This window comes from Marinobacterium mangrovicola (assembly GCF_004339595.1).
GTDB classification, from domain to species: domain Bacteria; phylum Pseudomonadota; class Gammaproteobacteria; order Pseudomonadales; family Balneatricaceae; genus Marinobacterium_D; species Marinobacterium_D mangrovicola.
Window position 1 is genome coordinate 500,879 of record NZ_SMFU01000009.1, and the last position, 17,343, is coordinate 518,221.

At 58.5% G+C, this 17,343-nt stretch carries 18 protein-coding genes; 6 read left to right on the top strand and 12 right to left on the bottom strand.

The genetic code is table 11. The annotated features are described in order from the left end of the window. The first annotated feature begins 14 nt into the window (after positions 1-14). The 3 genes from CLV83_RS14815 (at position 15) to CLV83_RS14825 (ending at position 3,178) form a co-directional block, all read left to right on the top strand. The gene (locus tag CLV83_RS14815) at positions 15-1,298 is read left to right on the top strand and encodes a uroporphyrinogen-III C-methyltransferase (RefSeq protein WP_132293896.1); all 1,284 of its coding nucleotides are present in this window, start codon (positions 15-17) and stop codon (positions 1,296-1,298) included. Next, positions 1,295-2,572 carry a heme biosynthesis HemY N-terminal domain-containing protein gene (locus tag CLV83_RS14820; RefSeq protein WP_132293899.1) on the top strand — a complete coding sequence of 426 codons (1,278 nt, stop codon included), beginning with the start codon at positions 1,295-1,297 and terminating at the stop codon, positions 2,570-2,572. The genes CLV83_RS14815 and CLV83_RS14820 overlap by 4 nt, the downstream gene beginning before the upstream one ends. A gap of 108 nt (positions 2,573-2,680) precedes the next feature. After that, on the top strand, positions 2,681-3,178 hold the full coding sequence (locus CLV83_RS14825) for a TIGR00645 family protein (protein ID WP_243642394.1): 498 nt from the start codon (positions 2,681-2,683) through the stop codon (positions 3,176-3,178). 56 nt (positions 3,179-3,234) lie between these two features. On the opposite strand, the gene gloA is transcribed toward CLV83_RS14825, so the two are convergent. The 3 genes from gloA to CLV83_RS14840 form a co-directional block, all read right to left on the bottom strand. After that, the gene (gloA, locus tag CLV83_RS14830; RefSeq protein WP_132293902.1) at positions 3,235-3,768 is read right to left on the bottom strand and encodes a lactoylglutathione lyase; all 534 of its coding nucleotides are present in this window, start codon (positions 3,766-3,768) and stop codon (positions 3,235-3,237) included. A 90-nt stretch (positions 3,769-3,858) separates the two neighbouring features. Beyond that, positions 3,859-5,442, bottom strand: coding sequence for a GMC family oxidoreductase (locus tag CLV83_RS14835; RefSeq protein ID WP_132293905.1), 1,584 nt, complete (start codon positions 5,440-5,442; stop codon positions 3,859-3,861). Between the two features lie 23 nt (positions 5,443-5,465). Then, positions 5,466-6,056, bottom strand: coding sequence for a tat (twin-arginine translocation) pathway signal sequence (locus CLV83_RS14840; RefSeq protein ID WP_243642395.1), 591 nt, complete (start codon positions 6,054-6,056; stop codon positions 5,466-5,468). A gap of 217 nt (positions 6,057-6,273) precedes the next feature. On the opposite strand from CLV83_RS14840, the gene CLV83_RS14845 reads away from it, so the two are divergent. After that, positions 6,274-6,597 carry a ribbon-helix-helix domain-containing protein gene (locus tag CLV83_RS14845; protein ID WP_132293911.1) on the top strand — a complete coding sequence of 108 codons (324 nt, stop codon included), beginning with the start codon at positions 6,274-6,276 and terminating at the stop codon, positions 6,595-6,597. Positions 6,598-6,603: 6 nt separating this feature from the next. Here the strand turns inward: CLV83_RS14845 and CLV83_RS14850 are convergent, their stop codons facing one another. The 4 genes from CLV83_RS14850 to trxA form a co-directional block, all read right to left on the bottom strand. Next, entirely contained in the window at positions 6,604-6,909 is a 306-nt protein-coding gene (locus CLV83_RS14850) for a 2Fe-2S iron-sulfur cluster-binding protein (protein ID WP_132293914.1), read from the bottom strand. After that, complete coding sequence (gene ubiD, locus CLV83_RS14855; protein WP_132293917.1) at positions 6,902-8,386, bottom strand: 4-hydroxy-3-polyprenylbenzoate decarboxylase; 1,485 nt, start codon at positions 8,384-8,386, stop codon at positions 6,902-6,904. Before ubiD ends, CLV83_RS14850 begins: the two co-directional genes overlap by 8 nt. Before the next feature lie 132 nt (positions 8,387-8,518). Continuing rightward, positions 8,519-9,778 (bottom strand): transcription termination factor Rho, encoded by a 1,260-nt coding sequence (gene rho / locus CLV83_RS14860; RefSeq protein WP_132293920.1) that lies wholly within the window; start codon positions 9,776-9,778, stop codon positions 8,519-8,521. Between the two features lie 220 nt (positions 9,779-9,998). After that, entirely contained in the window at positions 9,999-10,325 is a 327-nt protein-coding gene (gene trxA, locus CLV83_RS14865) for a thioredoxin TrxA (protein ID WP_132293923.1), read from the bottom strand. Between the two features lie 415 nt (positions 10,326-10,740). Between trxA and ppx the strand changes: the two genes are divergently transcribed. After that, positions 10,741-12,258, top strand: coding sequence for an exopolyphosphatase (ppx, locus tag CLV83_RS14870; RefSeq protein WP_132293926.1), 1,518 nt, complete (start codon positions 10,741-10,743; stop codon positions 12,256-12,258). 174 nt (positions 12,259-12,432) lie between these two features. Here ppx and CLV83_RS14875 read toward each other — a convergent pair whose 3' ends face one another. The 4 genes from CLV83_RS14875 to yrfG form a co-directional block, all read right to left on the bottom strand. Further along, on the bottom strand, positions 12,433-13,980 hold the full coding sequence (locus CLV83_RS14875; protein WP_132293929.1) for a phosphoenolpyruvate carboxykinase: 1,548 nt from the start codon (positions 13,978-13,980) through the stop codon (positions 12,433-12,435). A 183-nt stretch (positions 13,981-14,163) separates the two neighbouring features. After that, positions 14,164-15,039 carry an Hsp33 family molecular chaperone HslO gene (gene hslO, locus CLV83_RS14880; protein WP_132293932.1) on the bottom strand — a complete coding sequence of 292 codons (876 nt, stop codon included), beginning with the start codon at positions 15,037-15,039 and terminating at the stop codon, positions 14,164-14,166. Between the two features lie 143 nt (positions 15,040-15,182). Continuing rightward, complete coding sequence (gene hslR, locus CLV83_RS14885; RefSeq protein WP_132293935.1) at positions 15,183-15,617, bottom strand: ribosome-associated heat shock protein Hsp15; 435 nt, start codon at positions 15,615-15,617, stop codon at positions 15,183-15,185. Beyond that, on the bottom strand, positions 15,614-16,270 hold the full coding sequence (yrfG, locus tag CLV83_RS14890; protein ID WP_132293938.1) for a GMP/IMP nucleotidase: 657 nt from the start codon (positions 16,268-16,270) through the stop codon (positions 15,614-15,616). Before yrfG ends, hslR begins: the two co-directional genes overlap by 4 nt. Before the next feature lie 82 nt (positions 16,271-16,352). Here yrfG and nudE point away from each other — a divergent pair, with 82 nt between their 5' ends. Then, complete coding sequence (nudE, locus tag CLV83_RS14895; RefSeq protein WP_132293941.1) at positions 16,353-16,904, top strand: ADP compounds hydrolase NudE; 552 nt, start codon at positions 16,353-16,355, stop codon at positions 16,902-16,904. Here nudE and CLV83_RS14900 read toward each other — a convergent pair whose 3' ends face one another. Further along, entirely contained in the window at positions 16,905-17,189 is a 285-nt protein-coding gene (locus tag CLV83_RS14900; protein ID WP_132293944.1) for a hypothetical protein, read from the bottom strand. Positions 17,190-17,343 lie beyond the last annotated feature (154 nt).

The window sequence follows — 17,343 nt, forward strand, 5'->3', positions numbered from 1 at the left end:
CTGGAATCTAAGGTATGAACGATACCCGCAAGCCCGAGGAGCAAACCTTGGCAACCGAGTCGAAAACTGAAGAACAAACCAGCGCAGCGGAAAACACCACCGCCAGCGACTCCTCCTCTGATAAGCCCACAGTCTCAGCAACCACTCCTTCCACCGACAGCAACAAGGCCACTGATAGCGAACCCAGTGCATCAGCGGCAGCAGGTGGAGATGCGGGTGGTTCAGGCACCCAACCCCCGGCCAGTGAGCCGAAAAAGCCAGCCACCTGGCCCGGCAAACTGGCGTTGCTGCTGTCGGTGATTTCGCTCGGTGGCGTCGGCTATCTTTGCTGGCAGGGCTGGGAGCTGAAACAGAGCACCACCAATTCCCAGGGCGCCATCGCCCAGCAGGTCGAAACCGAACTGGCCAACACCCGCGCCCAGATCGCCGACCGTGTCAGCGGTGTCAGCGAGACCCTCGGCGCGCTGAAAAGCCAGGCCGAGTCCGACAAGCAGAATATCGCCCAGCTGCAGCAACGCCTGACCGATGCGATCAAACAGGTGAATGCCACCCGGGAAACCTCCCGCGAGGACTTCCTGCTGGCGGAAGCGGAATACCTGCTGCGCCTGGCCAACCAGCGTGTGCTGATGGAGCAGACCGCCACCGGCGCACTGACACTGCTGAAATCCACCGACCAGATCCTGCGTGAGAGCGACGACGTGGCGCTCTACCCGGTGCGTGAAGCCCTGGCCCAGGATATCGCCGCGCTGGAAGCAGTACCTAGCCTGGATACCGAAGGCATCTACCTGCAGCTGGCGGCCCTGAGCAGCCAGGTGGATAACCTGCGTGTCACGCCGATCACCGATAAGCGCAAGCTGCCCGCCATGCTCGAAGAGATCACACCGGAATCGGTGGAGCAGAGCTGGACCGAAGGCGCAGCCGCCGCCTGGGGCAAGGCGGTAGACAAGTTTGAGAAGCTGGTGGTGATTCAGCACCGGGATGAACCGGTAGAACCGCTGATGTCACCGGAACAGACCTACTACCTGCAGCAGAACCTGCACCTGATGCTGGAGCAGGCGCAACTGGCGCTGCTGCAGCGCAAACAGCTGGCGTTCGACGCCAGTCTGCTCAAGGCCAACGACTGGGTGAGCACCTACTTCGATGAAAAGGATGCCACCACCGAGTCACTGCTGCGCGCTTTCGCCGAACTGAAGCAGATCGATGTTGCTCCCGAACTGCCGGACATCTCAGGCTCGCTCAAGGCCCTCAAGGCGCACCTGAGTGAGATGGCACGTCTGAAACAGGAGGCGAACCGATGAAACGCTTCTTCATCATCCTGCTGCTCCTGCTGCTGGCCGGCGCCTGGCTCGGTCAGTTGATGGTGCAGGATCCGGGCTACGTGCTGCTCGCCTACAAGGAAACCACGATCGAAACCAGCCTCTGGGTGCTGCTGCTGATGGCGATCATCGCCTTTGCCGTGCTGCACACCCTGATTAACCTGATCGGCCGTGCCCGCCTGCCGGCACAGAGGATGCGTAGCTGGCGCGGTCGCCGTAATCAGAAGATTGCACAGAACAAGACCCTGAAAGGCCTGATGGCGCTGTCTGAGGGTAACTGGTGGAAGGCCCAGCGTTTCCTGACCCAGGCCGCCGAGCGCAGCGAGCAGCCGCTGATCAACTACCTGGCCGCCGCCAAGGCCGCCCACGAACAGGGTGAAACCAACGCCGCGGACAACCTGCTGCAGAAAGCCCGTGAAGCCACGCCGAAAGCGGAAGTGGCGGTGGGTATCGTGCAGGCACAGATCCAGCTTTCCCGCGGACAGAACGAGCCGGCACTGGCGACCCTGCTGCACCTGAAGCGTCTGGCGCCGAAACACAGTTACGTGCTCAAACTGCTGAAAGAAGCCTATGTGCGCCTCAATGACTGGTCCGGTCTGACCCAGCTGATGCCCGATCTGCGCCGCCACCAGGTTTTGCCCGAGCAGCAGCTGCGTGATCTGGAAACCCGGGCCGCACGCCACCTGCTGTCACAGAGCCTGAGCAACCAGCCGGCCGAAGCGGACAGCAAAACCCGCCTTCAGGCTGTGGCCCATACCTGGCAGGAGCTTCCGGCTAACTGCACCCACGACACCGACCTGATCGAGCAGTACACCGGTTTGATGGTTGAAGCGGGCAGCGCCGACGAAGCCGAGAAGATGCTGCGCGAGCAGCTGAAAAAACAGTGGGACGAAAAACTGGTGGCTCTCTATGGCCGCATCACCAGCAGCACCCCGCACAAGCAGCTGGATACCGCCCGCGCCTGGCTGAAGAAGCATGACGCCAGCCCGGCGCTGGAACTGACCCTGGGCCGTCTGTCGATGCAGAACGAACACTGGGGCGCGGCGATCAAGCACTTCGAGCAAAGCCTCGAGCTGCAGCCAAGCGCGGAAGCATATGCCGAACTCAGCCGCCTGCTCAGCCACCTCGGCGAGAAGGAGCGTGCCGGCGAAATCTCTGCCCGGGGCTTTGACCTGGTCAACGGTAAACTCCCGGCCCTGCCGCTACCGCCCGAGACCGCCCAGCTGGATATGGACGAAACCAAGCGCAAGCTCTGAGGTCTGTAGCTAAAGCTCGTAATTGCAGTCTTAGCTGCAGATATTGAAACCCCAACACCAGGCCCCAGATTACTGGGGCCTTCAATTTTTTAGAGGACCGTAAAAGAGATGCTGGAACGTCAGTTCGAACGTCTTATGTACCTGTCGCGCTGGATCCTTGCGCCGATCTACCTGGGTTTGAGCCTTGCGCTTATCGCCCTGGGTATCAAGTTTTTCATGGAGCTGGCCCACCTGCTGCCGCATATTGCCGAGATCGCCGAAACCGAACTGGTGCTGGTGATCCTGTCGCTGATCGACCTGACCCTGGTGGGCGGCCTGCTGGTGATGGTGATGTTCTCAGGCTATGAGAACTTCGTCTCCCGTATCGACCTGGACGAGGGCTCAGAGAAGCTGAGCTGGCTCGGTACGCTGGATACCAACAGCCTGAAGAACAAGGTAGCGGCGTCCATCGTGGCGATCTCGTCGATCCACCTGCTGAAGATCTTTATGAACGCGCAGAATATCGATAACGACAAACTGCTCTGGTACGTGCTCATCCACCTGACGTTTGTGGTCTCCGCGGTCGCCATGGGTCTGCTCGATAAGCTGACCAAAAAGGCACACTGATCGACAGACACAAAAAAGGGCTCGCAAGAGCCCTTTTTAATGCCGCGGTTTCAGCTTCAACGACCCACGTTTTTCATCCGCGCGGGTTCCACGATCTCGATCCAGTAGCCATCCGGATCCTTGATAAAGGCCACATCCTTCATCTTGCCCTGCTCCGGGCGCTTCACATACTCCACCTCGTTGGCATCAAACCAGGCGATCGCCGCATCCAGGTCCGGTACGGTGAAGCAGATATGACCAAAGCCCTGCGGCTCAGCATTACCGTTGTGATAGCTGAAGCCCTCCTGGGTTTCGGTACCCCAGTTATGGGTCAGCTCCAGCAGGCCGCGCTGGCTGAAGGTCCAGGCGGTACGCTCACCTACATCTTCCGGAATCACCTCGTCGTCATCCAGACGACCGAGGAAGTACAGCGAGAAACTCATCTCCTCGAAGTCCAGCTTGCGCAGCAAACGCATGCCGAAAACACGGGTATAAAACGCCAACGATACCGCTGGATCCTTCACCCTCAGCATGCTGTGATTAAGGCGGAAGCCCTGCGCCTCTGGGGCGGGCTGTTCCACTCCGGGTACCTGCTCACCTGCAAAACTCATACATATCTCCTTTAGTGGATGCCTTTTAATCTGTGCGTCCTCCCAGCTTGGGGAGGAGCGCCTTGGAAATCGAACGCCTCTGTGCGTCAGTTACACCTCGCCCCGACTCATCAGCTCAGCGATATGGCCGGCCTGACGGATCGCCAGCGTAACGATGGTCAGCGTCGGGTTTTCCGCCGCCGAGGTGGTGAACTGGCTGCCGTCCGAAATAAAGAGGTTGGGTACATCATGGGTACGACCGAAGGCATTACAAACCCCATCGGCCGCTTTTTCGCTCATACGGCAGGTACCCAGGTTGTGCGTTGACGGATAGGGCGGAACCTCATAGGTGTCGATGGCGCCCACCGAGCGATAGAGTGCAGCACCCTGCTTGAAGCCATGATCACGCATCGCCAGATCATTGGGGTGATCGTCGTAATGCACGTTCGGTACCGGCAGACCGTGCTGGTCTTTCAGTTCACCATGCAGCGTGATGCGGTTGCTCTCCTGCGGCATATCCTCACCGACGATCCACATACCGGCCATGTTTTCGTACTGATCCATGGCGTGGGTGAACTGCTCGCCCCAGGCACCGGGATCAAGAAACGCCGCCATGAACGGTAATCCCAGCGACAGGGTTTCCATCTCGTAGCCACCGACAAAGCCACGGCTCGGATCGTGCTTAGCCTCGTTGGAGATCAGCCCCGCCATGGTAGTGCCGCGATACATATGCACCGGCTTGTCGAAGGTGGCGTACACCGAGCCGGTGGTATGGCGCATATAGTTGCGGCCCACCTGCCCCGAGCTGTTGGCCATCCCCTGCGGGAACAGGCTGGAGGCCGAGTTCAACAGCAGGCGCGGCGTCTCGATGGAGTTACCCGCTACGGCGACAAGCCGCGCCTTCTGACGCTGCAGCTGACCCGAGGCGTCGAAGTAGGTGACACCGGTGGCCTTACCCTCAGCATCATGCTCGATCTGCGCCACGTGGCAATCGGTGCGCAGCTCCATGTGCCCTGTCTTCGCCGCGGCGGGCAGCTCGGTATAGAGCGTCGACCACTTGGCGCCAAAGCGGCAGCCCTGGAAACAGAATCCGCGCTGCTGGCAACCGGGGCGGCCGTCGCGGGTCTCGCTGTTAATCGCCATATGGCCCGTGGTGCAGGCATAACCCATCTTTTCGGCGCCGGCATGCATCACCTTGAAGTTGTTGTTACCTGGCAATCCCTTGTTGCCGTTGGTCCGGGTTACGCCCATCTTTTTCTCGGCCTGAATGTAAAAAGGTTCGAGATCCTCGTAACCGATCGGCCAATCCAGCAGGTTGGCACCAGCCACCTCGCCGTAATGGCTTTTCGCGCTGAATTCATGGGGCTGAAAGCGCAGGCTGGCGCCGGCCCAGTGCACCGTGGTGCCGCCCACGGTCTTGCAGATCCAGGTGGGCAGGTTGGGAAAATCCTTGGCGATACGCCAGTCACCGCTGGTGGTGCGGTTATCCAGCCAGGAAAGCTGGCTGAAAGCGGGCCACTCATCGGCGTGAAAATCGAGACGGTCGTTAAAACTGCCGGCCTCAAGAACCACCACGTCGATCCCCTTCTGGGCCAGCTCATTGGCCAGGGTACCGCCGCCGGCACCGGAGCCGATGATGACGACAACGCTGGCGTCATCTTGGTCAAACCTTGCGTAATTTGTGAATACAGACATAGGGTTTACTCCTCGATCCTGGCTCAGGCGTTGTTATTTTTATTAGCGACCCCGGGCGGTAGCGGGCCCGAGTCCGGCTGCCCCGGATCCGGTAACCAGGTCAGGTCGTTAAACCCGCGCAACAGGTAGCCGCCATCCCCATCCGAGCCCTGATAACCGAAATGGGCATAAGCCAGCGGGTTGTCATACAGCGCCACGACCGCGGTGGAGCGAATTTTTTCAAAGAAGGGAGTGAGGCTGGTGCGTGCTGCTTTGGCACTGGCGGCCCGCGCCGTCTTATCCAGCGCCAGCCAGTCACCACCAGCACTTCGGTTCAGTGCAGCGACGCCATCGATCAGCAGGGTATAGACGCCGGGATCGCTATCGATCTGCTTGTCCAGTGCCTTCACCACCAGGGCGTAGACGGCATTTTCCAGATCCCGATGCGGAAACAGCTGACGGGTAAAACCAAGCAGGACCTCGCCCTCAGCGGTACTGAGATGGTTCGTGGTCACCGCCCAGCTGCGGCTTGGGGCAAGCAGCGCAATGGCTCCACCGGACATCGCCAGCGTGCCGACCAGCGCACCACCACCCGCCTTCAGGAAGGTACGCCTGGAAAGATTCTTCGATGACATGGCTTTCTCCTGACACGGACAGCACCGCTGCCCGATCATCTTATTGTTGTTGTCGGACTTTATGCCGGTTAGCATCAGGGTCGAGTCTAGGCCGAGTTAACGGGCCGCGGGTATTAGTGGAGTACTACATTGAATCTTCCACCCTGAGCCGCCCAGCCTGACTCAGCCCGTCAGGGCGCCATGGTTTGGCCAACAAAAACAAAGAGGGAGAACAACCATGTGCAGAGTTTATGCGTCGACCACACCGGACCGCTACGAGTGTGTCACCCGCTCAGTAAGGCTGCAGGGCTGTGTCACCAGCGTCAGACTGGAAAATGAGTTCTGGGATATTCTGGAAGAGCTGGCCGCCGAGCAGGAGCTATCTGCCGGGCAGTTTATCAGCCAGCTTTATGCTGAAGTGATCGAAGAGCGCGGTGAGATCGGCAATCTGGCGTCGCTGTTGCGAGTCGCCTGTGCGATCTACCTGAACAACAAGGCCAGCGCTGCCACCGGCGGCTTCGCCGAGCCGCTGCTGCCCAAGGCCGCCGCTGTTGCCGGCTGAGCGGTTTCAGCGTTTCCAGGCGTAGGGCATCAGTTCCAGCTCCAGATCGCTGGCGGCGTAGGCCGCACAGAGCCGTAGCAGGGGTGCATCCCCACCCGCCTGAATCTGCAGCGCCGGATAGCGCTGGGTCACCGCACCGACGATGAGACGCGCCTCACAGATCTCACAGACGCCGTTGCGACAGGCATGCCGTACCGGCACACCCGCCTGCTCGAGGGCTGAGAGCAGTGTTTCACCACTGCCAGCCTGAATCACCTGCTCGACGCCCTGCACACGGATCTGCCAGCGCACGGCGTCAGGCTGTTCAGCCATTACCGAGAATATCCAGCTCATCCCAGAGGCTGTCGACGCGATCCTTCACCGCCGGGTCCATCTCGATCGGAACGCCCCACTCACGGTCGGTCTCGCCGGGCCATTTGTTGGTGGCGTCCATCCCCATCTTCGAACCCAGGCCCGATACCGGCGAGGCAAAGTCGAGGTAATCGATCGGGGTGTTTTCCACCAGCAGCGTATCCCGGGCCGGATCCATGCGGGTGGTGATCGCCCAGATTACATCGTTCCAGTCACGGGCATTCACATCGTCATCACAGACGATCACGAACTTGGTGTACATGAACTGGCGCAGGAAGGACCAGACACCGAACATCACGCGCTTGGCGTGGCCCGGGTACTGTTTCTTCATGGTGACCACCGCCATGCGATAGGAGCAGCCCTCCGGGGGCAGGTAGAAATCGACGATCTCGGGGAACTGCTTGCGCAGGATCGGCACAAACACCTCGTTCAGAGCCAGGCCCAGCACCGCCGGTTCATCGGGGGGACGACCGGTGTAGGTGCTGTGATAGATAGGCACCTCACGCTGGGTGATCCGCTCCACGGTAAACACCGGGAACTGGTCCACCTCGTTGTAGTAGCCGGTGTGGTCGCCGAAGGGGCCTTCATCGGCCATCTCACCGGGATAGATAAACCCTTCCAGGATAATCTCGGCGCTGGCGGGCACCTGCAGATCACTGCCGATACACTTCACGACCTCGGTCTTGCCGCCGCGCAGCAGACCCGCGAAGGCATACTCCGACAGGGTATCGGGCACCGGGGTCACGGCACCCAGAATCGTCGCCGGGTCAGCACCCAGCGCCACGGCCACCGGGAACGGCTCACCGGGATGCTGCTGCTGCCACTCGCGAAAATCCAGCGCGCCGCCGCGATGGGAGAGCCAACGCATGATCAGCTTGTTGCGACCGATCAGCTGCTGGCGGTAGATACCCAGGTTCTGGCGCGGCTTCTCCGGGCCACGGGTTACCACCAGCGGCCAGGTCACCAGGGGACCTGCATCGCCGGGCCAGCAGGTCTGGATCGGGATCCGGTTCAGATCCACATCATCCCCTTCGATCACCGTGTGCTGGCAGGGCGCATTCTTAACCACCTTGGGCCCCATGTTCAGCACCTGCTTGTACAGCGGCAGCTTTTCCCAGGCGTCTTTCATACCGCGGGGCGGTTCCGGCTCTTTCAGCTGAGACAGGGTTTCACCCACGCCGCGCAGTGCCTCGACGGACTCTTCGCCCATGCCGAGGGCAACCCGCTCCGGCGTACCGAACAGGTTGGTCAGCACCGGATAGTCATAGCCCTTGGGGTTTTCGAACAGCAGCGCCGGGCCGCCGGCCCTCAGCGTGCGATCGCTGATTTCGGTCATCTCCAGGTAGGGATCGACCTCGGTGCGGATACGTTTGAGCTCACCGCGCGACTCCAGCATCTTGATAAAGTCGCGCAGATCCTTGTACTTGGGGCTAGTCATCAGCTTGGATACCTTCTGCTGAGTTCCAGTTTATCGGTTACAGGCCCGATTGAGGGACATAAAAAAGGGCGAGTAGTGAAGCGCTCTTCAGGCTTCTCTTACTCACCCTTTCTAACGATGGATCAGTCGCTGTTACTTGCGCTTCATCGACATGAAGAACTCATCGTTGGTCTTGAAGTCCTTCAGCTTGTCGATGACGAACTCGGTCGCTGCGGTGTCTTCCATGGAGTCCAGCAGCTTGCGCAGGATCCACATGCGCTGCAGCTCTTCCTCGGAGGTCAGCAGGTCTTCGCGACGGGTGCTGGAGCGACGGATATTGATCGACGGGAAGACACGCTTCTCGGCGATCTTGCGGTCCAGGTGCACCTCGGAGTTACCGGTACCCTTGAACTCCTCGAAGATAACCTCGTCCATCTTGGAGCCGGTGTCTACCAGCGCGGTAGCGATGATGGTCAGGCTGCCGCCCTCTTCAATGTTACGCGCAGCACCGAAGAAACGCTTCGGACGCTCCAGTGCGTGAGCATCGACACCACCGGTTAGTACCTTGCCGGATGACGGGATAACGGTGTTGTAGGCGCGGGCCAGACGGGTGATGGAGTCGAGCAGAATGACTACGTCCTTCTTATGCTCGGTCAGACGCTTGGCCTTTTCCAGCACCATCTCGGCGACCTGCACGTGGCGTGACGGCGGCTCGTCGAAGGTGGAGGCAACCACTTCGCCGCGCACGGTGCGCTGCATATCGGTCACTTCCTCCGGGCGCTCATCGATCAGCAGAACGATCATGTAGCACTCGGGGTTGTTACGGGTGATGCTGTTGGCGATGTTCTGCAGCATCAGCGTCTTACCAGCCTTAGGCGGAGACACAATCAGCGCACGCTGACCTTTACCCATAGGAGTAACCAGGTCGAGAACACGGGCGGTGATATCTTCGGTACTGCCGTTACCCAGTTCCATCCGCAGACGCTTCTGTGCAAACAGCGGCGTCAGGTTTTCGAACAGAATCTTGTTCTTCGCGTTTTCCGGCCGATCGTAGTTGATCTCGTTAACTTTCAGCAGCGCGAAGTAACGCTCCCCATCTTTCGGGGGACGGATCTTACCGGCAATGGTGTCACCAGTGCGGAGGTTGAAGCGTCTGATTTGGCTGGGGGAAACGTAGATATCGTCGGGACCGGCGAGGTAGGAGGAGTCTGCAGAGCGGAGGAAGCCGAAGCCATCCTGCAGAATTTCGAGAACGCCGTCGCCGTAGATGTCCTCCCCGCTCTTGGCGTGCTTCTTCAGAATAGCGAAGATCACGTCCTGCTTGCGGGACCGGGCCATGTTTTCGAGGCCCATCTGAGTGGCGATATCCAGAAGTTCCGGAACACTTTTAGTTTTGAGTTCGGTAAGATTCATAGTTTTTTTGAAAGCAGCCGCAAAGAGCTGGCCAGGATGGAAACCGGAGTGGTTATTAGTCGGAAGAAAAATTAAGTGGCTCAGGCCGACGCCTGCAGCGGACACTGAGGCCGGACAGATAAGTGAAAAGCAATATAAAGCTTAAGGGAACTGCTGTCCAGCGTACGGGGTAAGAAAACGCAATGGCCGGAAACCGGCGCATCGCGTCTTCGCACAGCGATCAGAGGTTGGCGTCAACAAAAGCCGCGAGCTGAGACTTGGACAGCGCGCCGACCTTGGTTGCTTCTACATTGCCACCTTTGAACAGCATCAGCGTGGGGATGCCGCGAATACCGAATTTCGGCGGAGTTTCGTTGTTCTCGTCGATATTCAGTTTGCAGACCTTCAGGCGACCTGCGTAGTCCTTGGCGATCTCTTCCAGCACCGGCGCAATCATTTTGCAGGGACCGCACCATTCAGCCCAGTAGTCGACCAGGACAGCCTCATCCGCTTTCAGGACTTCCTCTTCGAAAGTCGCATCGGTAACGCTTACGATGTTCTCACTCATTAGCTCTGCTCTCCAGTGCATCAGGGAAGATGAAATCAGTCTATAGCAACCAGGCGAAAACCAGAAAGGTTAGCGTCCACGAGCAACAATGCTGCCCTAACTTCAGAAAAATCTGAAGCCGGCGTTGAACAAGTGGAGAGCTTTATTGCAGATTTCGCCTGTACTTTCTCGCCTGTACGTTGGCAAAGTGACTGATGTCGGCACTTCCCGAGTGCGTTAAAAACTGACAAGTGATGATACCACCAGCATGAAACCAATGTGAACAGCGTATTAAACCCGCATTTTACAGGGGTTTTAGGCATGCAAGGCCGTAATTACATCTGGTAATCTTCCCCTTTTCCCGGCGACAGAACGATCCAAAGAAAGTCACCCAGAGACACCCTACTTCATACCAGTACCCGGAGACCTATAACGGATGCCCGAACAGGACCTACCCACCCAGAACGGTCAGCAGGGAGCACTGCTTGCGGCCATCGACCTTGGCTCCAACAGCTTCCATATGGTGGTTGCCCGCGTCAGCGATGGTGAGCTTAAGCCGATCGATATCATGTCCGAAAAGGTACAGCTGGCAGCAGGACTGGGCGTAGACGGCAATCTCGATGAAGAGGCACAGCAGCGCGGCCTCGATTGCCTGAGCCGTTTTGCCCAGCGGGTCTCCGAGCTGCCGCGCGACAGCATCCGCATCGTCGGTACCAACGCCCTGCGCGAGGCGAAAAACCGCAGCCAGTTTATCGCCCGGGCGGCGCAGGTGCTCGACGTGCCTATCCAGGTGATCGCCGGTCGCGAGGAAGCCCGCCTTATCTATCTGGGCGTCGCCCATACTCTGGCCGACGACAACGACCGCCGTCTGGTGGTCGATATCGGCGGCGGCAGTACCGAGTTCATTATTGGCTCACGCTTTGAGCCGCTGCGCCTCGAAAGCCTGCACATGGGCTGTGTCAGCTACACCAAGCGCTTTTTCAGCGATGGCAGCATCACTCGCGAAGCGATGGACAGGGCGCGCACAGCCGCCGCGCGGGAGCTTGTCGCCATCCGCCGCGATTACCGGCGCCTGCGCTGGAGCAGCACCATCGGCTCCTCCGGCACCGCCAAGGCGCTACGCCTGGCCTGCATGTCGCTCGGCTTTGGCGAACAGATCACCCTGGAGGGTCTGAAAGCGGTCCGAGACCAGCTGATTCAGTTCGGTCAGGCTGACAAGATCGATATCGAGGGCATCAAACCTGCCCGCCGTGCTGTATTACCCTCGGGCACCGCGATTCTGATCGCCGTGTTCGAAATTCTCGGTATCTCATCCATGGATTACTCCGACGGTGCACTGCGTGAAGGGCTGCTGTATGACATGGCTGGCCGGCTGCGTCATGAGGATGTCCGCGAACGCACGATCAAGGCGCTGAAAAAGCGTTACCACGTGGATGGCGGCTATGCCCGCCGGGTCGAAACAACGGCGCTGTTCCTGTTCGACCAAGCCGCTGACGCCTGGTCTCTGAACGACGAAGAGTATCGCAACATGCTGACCTGGGCGGCGCGCACCCATGAGATCGGCCTGACTATCGCCCATACCCAGTTTCACAAGCACAGTGCCTACCTGCTGCAGCACTCCGACCTGCCCGGCTTCACCAACACCGAGCAGCAGCTGCTGGCGTTTCTCGCCCGTGGCCACCGACGCAAGTTCCCCAAGGAGGAGTACAAGCTGCTACCGGACGATAAGCGTCACAGCTATCGCTTCCTCTGCCTGATCCTGCGTCTGTCGGTGTTGATGCATCGCAGCCGCAGCACCGCCAAGCTGCCGGCACTGAAACTCAAGGCCAAAGAGAAAACGATTCGCCTCAGTTTCCCCAAGGGCTGGCTCGATAACCATCCGCTGACACGTGCCGATCTGGACAGTGAAGCGGAGTACCTGCGCGCCATCGGGTTTGAGCTGAGTATTGACTGAACATCGTGTTCTGTAGGAAGCCCGCCCTCGGGCCGGTTGAAGGCGGCACTATGGTGATTCAAAACTCTGGCGGCGGGATCGCGACGAAGGCGTCACTCCTGCGACGTTATCGATGACAGAAACAAAAACGCCCCGTCACTGACGGGGCGTTTTTTTATGGCCTAAGGACAGGTATTAGTCCTGCGGGCCTGCGTTCTTGATCGCTTCGGAAACGCCGTCGAACTTCTTGAAGTTGCCGGTGAATTTAGCGATGAGCTCAGCCGCTTCCGCGTCATAGGCAGCCGGATCAGCCCAGGTATCGCGCGGGTTCAGCAGCTTGCTGTCAACGCCCGGTACGGAGGTCGGCACAGCCAGGTTGATGCCCGGCAGATGCTGGGTTTCGCAGTCGTTCAGCTTGCCGTCCTGAATCGCGCTGATGATCGCACGAGTCGTCGGAATGCTGAAACGCTCGCCGGTGCCGTAGGAGCCACCGGTCCAGCCGGTGTTGACCAGGAATACGCGGGAACCGAACTCTTCGATACGCTTCATCAGCAGGTCAGCGTATACGTGCGCCGGACGCGGGAAGAAGGGTGCGCCGAAGCAGGTAGAGAAGGTGGATTTGATACCACCGCCGGAACCCATTTCGGTGGAGCCTACCAGCGCGGTGTAACCGGACAGGAAGTGGTACGCAGCCGCTTCCTTGGTCAGCACGGATACCGGCGGCAGAACGCCAGTCAGGTCGCAGGTCAGGAAGACAATGGAATCAGGTTCGCCGCCCATGTTGGTAGCGGAACGCTTCTCAACGTGGTCCAGCGGGTAAGCGCAACGACCGTTTTCGGTCAGGTGCGTATCGTTGTAATCCGCGTGACGCTTCTCATCCAGGTGTACGTTTTCAACGATGGCACCGAAACGGATAGCGTCCCAGATGATCGGCTCGTTCTTCTTGCTCAGGTTGATGGTCTTGGCGTAGCAACCACCTTCCAGGTTAAAGACAACACCTTTGCCCCAACCGTGCTCGTCATCACCGATCAGGTAGCGATCCGGATCTGCAGACAGGGTGGTTTTACCGGTACCGGAGAGACCGAAGAACAGAGTGGTGGAACCATCTTCACCGATGTTGGCGGAGCAGTGCATCGGCAGTACGTCTTTTTCCGGCAGCAGGAAGTTCTGCACGGAGAACATCGCTTTCTTCATTTCACCGGCGTAACGCATACCGGCGATCAGCACCTTGCGCTTGGCAAAGTTCAGGATGACGCAGCCGTCAGAGTTGGTGCCGTCACGCTCAGGTTCGCATTCGAAGCCCGCCGCGTTGAGGATCTGCCACTCTTCCTTGCCCTTCGGATTGAATTCGTGCGGGCGGATGAACAGGTTCAGACCAAAGAGGTTCTGCCAGGCGGTCTGAGTGGTCATTTTTACCGGCAGGTAGTGACTCGGATCGGAGCCAACATGCACGTGAGACACAACATGTTCCTGGTCCGCCAGATAGGCTTCAACACGATCCCAGAGAGCATCGAAGTTCTCGGCGTTGAACGGACGGTTGATGTTGCCCCAATCGATAGAGTCGGCAGTGCTGGGCTCTTCAACGATGAAGCGATCCATCGGCGAACGACCGGTACGTTTACCGGTTTTGACGACAAGTGCGCCGGTGTCCGCCAGAACACCTTCATTGCGTGCAATCGCCAGCTCGACCAGCTCAGCCGGGCTGGGATTCACGTGTACATTAGTGACGGTTTCTTTGGTCATTACCCTGATTCCCTTGGCTCCGCGCCAATTTACCTGAAAGCAATAGAAGACTTGATAGTTCTTATTTCAGCGGGTTTAGGCCCCGCTTTAGTTATGTATAGAACCCGCAATTATCGCATAAGTTCTAAGCGAGGATAACCCGCCGGGCCACCCCTTAAAAACCTCTCAGCCCCGCCATGACGGTCAGTGCAGATTATCCGTATCGTCCAGCTGACCGGCGTCGTGGAAGAGTGCGCGAATATCAGCCTCATCAAAACGATAAAGTTCGTTGCAGAAATGGCAACTTACTTCGATCACGCCATCATGCTCTTCAGCCACATTCAGCAGCTCCTCCTCGGTCATCATTTTCAATGCCTCGGCACTACGACTGCGAGTGCAATCACAGTGGAAAGTCAGCTTTTCGGGATCGTAGAGACGGCAGTTCTCTTCATGGAAGAGGCGATACAGCATGGTTTCGTTATCCAGCTCCAGCAGTTCCTCACCCTTCAGCGTCTGCGCCAGGGTGTTGATGTGCTGCCAGTCGGCATCGCCGGAATCGGAGGCCGGCAGTACCTGCAGCAGCAGACCTGCGGCACGCTTTCCGTCCGCCGCGAGCTGGATGCTGGTGGAGAGCTGCTCTGACTGACGGAAGTAATCCTGCAGACAACCCGCCAGGGTCGGTTTTTCCAGAGGTACCACGCCCTGGTAACGACGGCCGTTATCCGGCTCGATGGTCAACGCCAGACGACCGTTGACCAGCAGCTCATTGAAAGCAGCGTTATCATCGATATCGCCGTCATAGCGGGCGATGGCACGCAGGTTCTGGTGGTGGCTGCACTCGGCCATCAGTACCCGCAGGGAACCCTCCCCTGCGGCCTGGAGCATCAGGCGACCTTCAAATTTGAGATTGGTACTGAGCAGGCTGACCGCGGCCAGCATTTCACCGAGCACCCGCTGAATCACAGCCGGATAGTTGGCGCGGGAGAGTACCTCCTGATAGCTGTCCTCGACGCGGGCAACGGCGCCACGCACGTCGATTTCATCAAAAAGGATACGTTGAATCTCGTCGCTGTTACTCACTTTTCACCTACAGATCGCTTGCCCGGTGCAGGACTTTTGATGCCTGCATCCGGTACATATGGGAAGCCGCGAATTTTAACGGATTGGGCACAGAATAAGCACCCCGCAGGCTGTTTTTCCTACAGCAGCAGTCAGCTTTTTAATCAGAAACGCCCTTTAACTCGCAGCAACTCGCGCCGGCTCTTCTTGTTGGGCCGGTGATCCGGGCCGCTACCGGTCTCTTTGCGTGCCTTGGCAAACTCCTCACGGGCCTTGATGCTGTCTTCGGTCTCGCGATACAGCTTCTGCGCTTCGGGCGCTCCGCGACGCTGGTCCGACAGCGCGATCACCTCAACGGTTTTCTCTTCATTACCCTGACGGATCTGCAGTTGGGCACCCACCTCAACCATCTTGCTGCACTTGGCGCGCTGGCCATCGTAGTGCACCTTACCGCCTTCGATCATCGCCTTGGCGATGGCGCGGGTCTTGTAGAAACGTGCGGCCCAGAGCCACTTATCCAGGCGGACCTTCTCATGATGTGAGTGGTCCTGGTGTGACTTGTCATGGTGTGAACTGTCGTTATGAGACTGCTTGCTCATAGGGGTGGCATTACCTCGGAAAAATCATCAGTAGCATCAAATCCATCGATCACCCGGGATGGCATCTGGCTATCCGGCGTGGTGATACACAGTAGCTGTGCAATACCGAAACGACGCGCAGACTCCAGCACCGGCAGGCTATCATCTACAAACAGCGTGCGCTGTGGGTTGAACGGCTCCACCTCCTGAAGCTTAGTCCAGAAGCGGACATCTTCCTTGGGCAGACCGAAGTCGTGGGAACAGATCACCAAATCGACCTGTTGATCAATAGCGGTTTTCTCGATCTTCAGGTTTAGGCTGTCACGATGGGCATTGGTCACGATCAGCGTGCGTCGACCACTGGCTCGCAACCGCTCAAGAAACACCTCCACCCCGGGGCGATAGCCGATACGGTCGGCGATCTCCCGTTTCAGCTCGGCGATCGGCACTTCGAGCTGTTCGCTCCAGTAATCGAGACAGTACCAGTTCAGGGAACCGCGCTCAGACATGATCCGCTCGATCAAAGGTGCGCGGCTTTGCTCCAGATCCAAGCCATGGATCTCGGCATAGCGCCGGGGCAGGAATTCAAGCCAGAAATGGGAGTCAAAGTGCAGATCCAGCAGGGTACCGTCCATATCCAGCATTACGGTATCAACGGCTTGCCAATCCAGCATAATCAGGGAACACTCGCATGGATGGAAGAGACTAAGGAAGCTATGAATGTAACCATAGATTCCCTTAAACGGACGAAAGAGTATGCCGCGAAAGCCCGAGATTTTGAAGGTAACCCCGGTCGCTGACAGCCGCCTGTTCCACGTTGAGGCGCTGGATCTGAGATTCAGTAACGGCGAAGAGCGTCAGTTCGAACGGCTCGCCACGCGGGGGCACGGTGCCGTCATGGTGGTCGCACTGGATGAGGACAACAACGTCCAGCTGATCCGCGAATACGCAGCGGGCCTGCATGACTACATCCTGACCCTGCCCAAGGGGCTGATCGACCCGGGCGAAACCGCATTGGAAGCGGCCAACCGAGAGCTACAGGAAGAGGTGGGATTCGGTGCCCGAGAGCTGGTGCTGCTAAAAAACATCAGCGCAGCGCCCAACTACATGGGCCACAGTATCAACGTGATTCTGGCACGCGACCTTTACCCCAGCGTTCTACCCGGCGACGAGCCGGAACCGCTGGAGCGGGTGACCTGGGCGTTCGACGATATCGAGCAGCTGGTGACCCGGGATGACTTCGCCGAAGGTCGCGCCATTGCCGGCCTGTTTCTGGCCCGCCTGTATCTGCAGCAAAACCCGGGATAATTAACCCGGGTTGCGACAGGCCAGCGTTCCGGCAACCACGGTGCTATTCACTTTTTCAGCGAAAACCGGGTCGGTGATCCGATTGTCCATCATGCGCTGGACCTCCTGATCGCTGAAACGCTCATGCACGTAATCGGCCAGGCAGTTACACTGCGCTTCAGTGGCGTTTTCCGATGCCAGACAACCATCGCGAAACGGTGTCCAGGTCTTCGAATTCAGAAACTGTGATTTGACCAGGTAGATCGCAAACAGAACCACCCCCATCCATAAAAACACCTTGCCCATCAGTCCATACGCCTTGTAATTATTATCAGAGCCCCCATTTTAGGGAGAGTAAGGCGCAGTTCCAGCTATCTATTAGTCGCAGAGACGTACCGAATAGCACCACAGACTGTGCCATGATACTGACCCACAAGGGTGGTATTATCGAAAAACCGCC

Bases quoted from the DNA above. Each gene is read 5' to 3' on its own strand.
- CLV83_RS14815 (WP_132293896.1), top strand. From the start codon at position 15: ATGAACGATACCCGCAAGCCCGAGGAGCAAACCTTGGCAACCGAGTCG.
- CLV83_RS14820 (WP_132293899.1), top strand. From the start codon at position 1,295: ATGAAACGCTTCTTCATCATCCTGCTGCTCCTGCTGCTGGCCGGCGCC.
- CLV83_RS14825 (WP_243642394.1), top strand. From the start codon at position 2,681: ATGCTGGAACGTCAGTTCGAACGTCTTATGTACCTGTCGCGCTGGATC.
- gloA (WP_132293902.1), bottom strand. From the start codon at position 3,768: ATGAGTTTTGCAGGTGAGCAGGTACCCGGAGTGGAACAGCCCGCCCCA.
- CLV83_RS14835 (WP_132293905.1), bottom strand. From the start codon at position 5,442: ATGTCTGTATTCACAAATTACGCAAGGTTTGACCAAGATGACGCCAGC.
- CLV83_RS14840 (WP_243642395.1), bottom strand. From the start codon at position 6,056: ATGTCATCGAAGAATCTTTCCAGGCGTACCTTCCTGAAGGCGGGTGGT.
- CLV83_RS14845 (WP_132293911.1), top strand. From the start codon at position 6,274: ATGTGCAGAGTTTATGCGTCGACCACACCGGACCGCTACGAGTGTGTC.
- CLV83_RS14850 (WP_132293914.1), bottom strand. From the start codon at position 6,909: ATGGCTGAACAGCCTGACGCCGTGCGCTGGCAGATCCGTGTGCAGGGC.
- ubiD (WP_132293917.1), bottom strand. From the start codon at position 8,386: ATGACTAGCCCCAAGTACAAGGATCTGCGCGACTTTATCAAGATGCTG.
- rho (WP_132293920.1), bottom strand. From the start codon at position 9,778: ATGAATCTTACCGAACTCAAAACTAAAAGTGTTCCGGAACTTCTGGAT.
- trxA (WP_132293923.1), bottom strand. From the start codon at position 10,325: ATGAGTGAGAACATCGTAAGCGTTACCGATGCGACTTTCGAAGAGGAA.
- ppx (WP_132293926.1), top strand. From the start codon at position 10,741: ATGCCCGAACAGGACCTACCCACCCAGAACGGTCAGCAGGGAGCACTG.
- CLV83_RS14875 (WP_132293929.1), bottom strand. From the start codon at position 13,980: ATGACCAAAGAAACCGTCACTAATGTACACGTGAATCCCAGCCCGGCT.
- hslR (WP_132293935.1), bottom strand. From the start codon at position 15,617: ATGAGCAAGCAGTCTCATAACGACAGTTCACACCATGACAAGTCACAC.
- yrfG (WP_132293938.1), bottom strand. From the start codon at position 16,270: ATGCTGGATTGGCAAGCCGTTGATACCGTAATGCTGGATATGGACGGT.
- nudE (WP_132293941.1), top strand. From the start codon at position 16,353: ATGCCGCGAAAGCCCGAGATTTTGAAGGTAACCCCGGTCGCTGACAGC.
- CLV83_RS14900 (WP_132293944.1), bottom strand. From the start codon at position 17,189: ATGGGCAAGGTGTTTTTATGGATGGGGGTGGTTCTGTTTGCGATCTAC.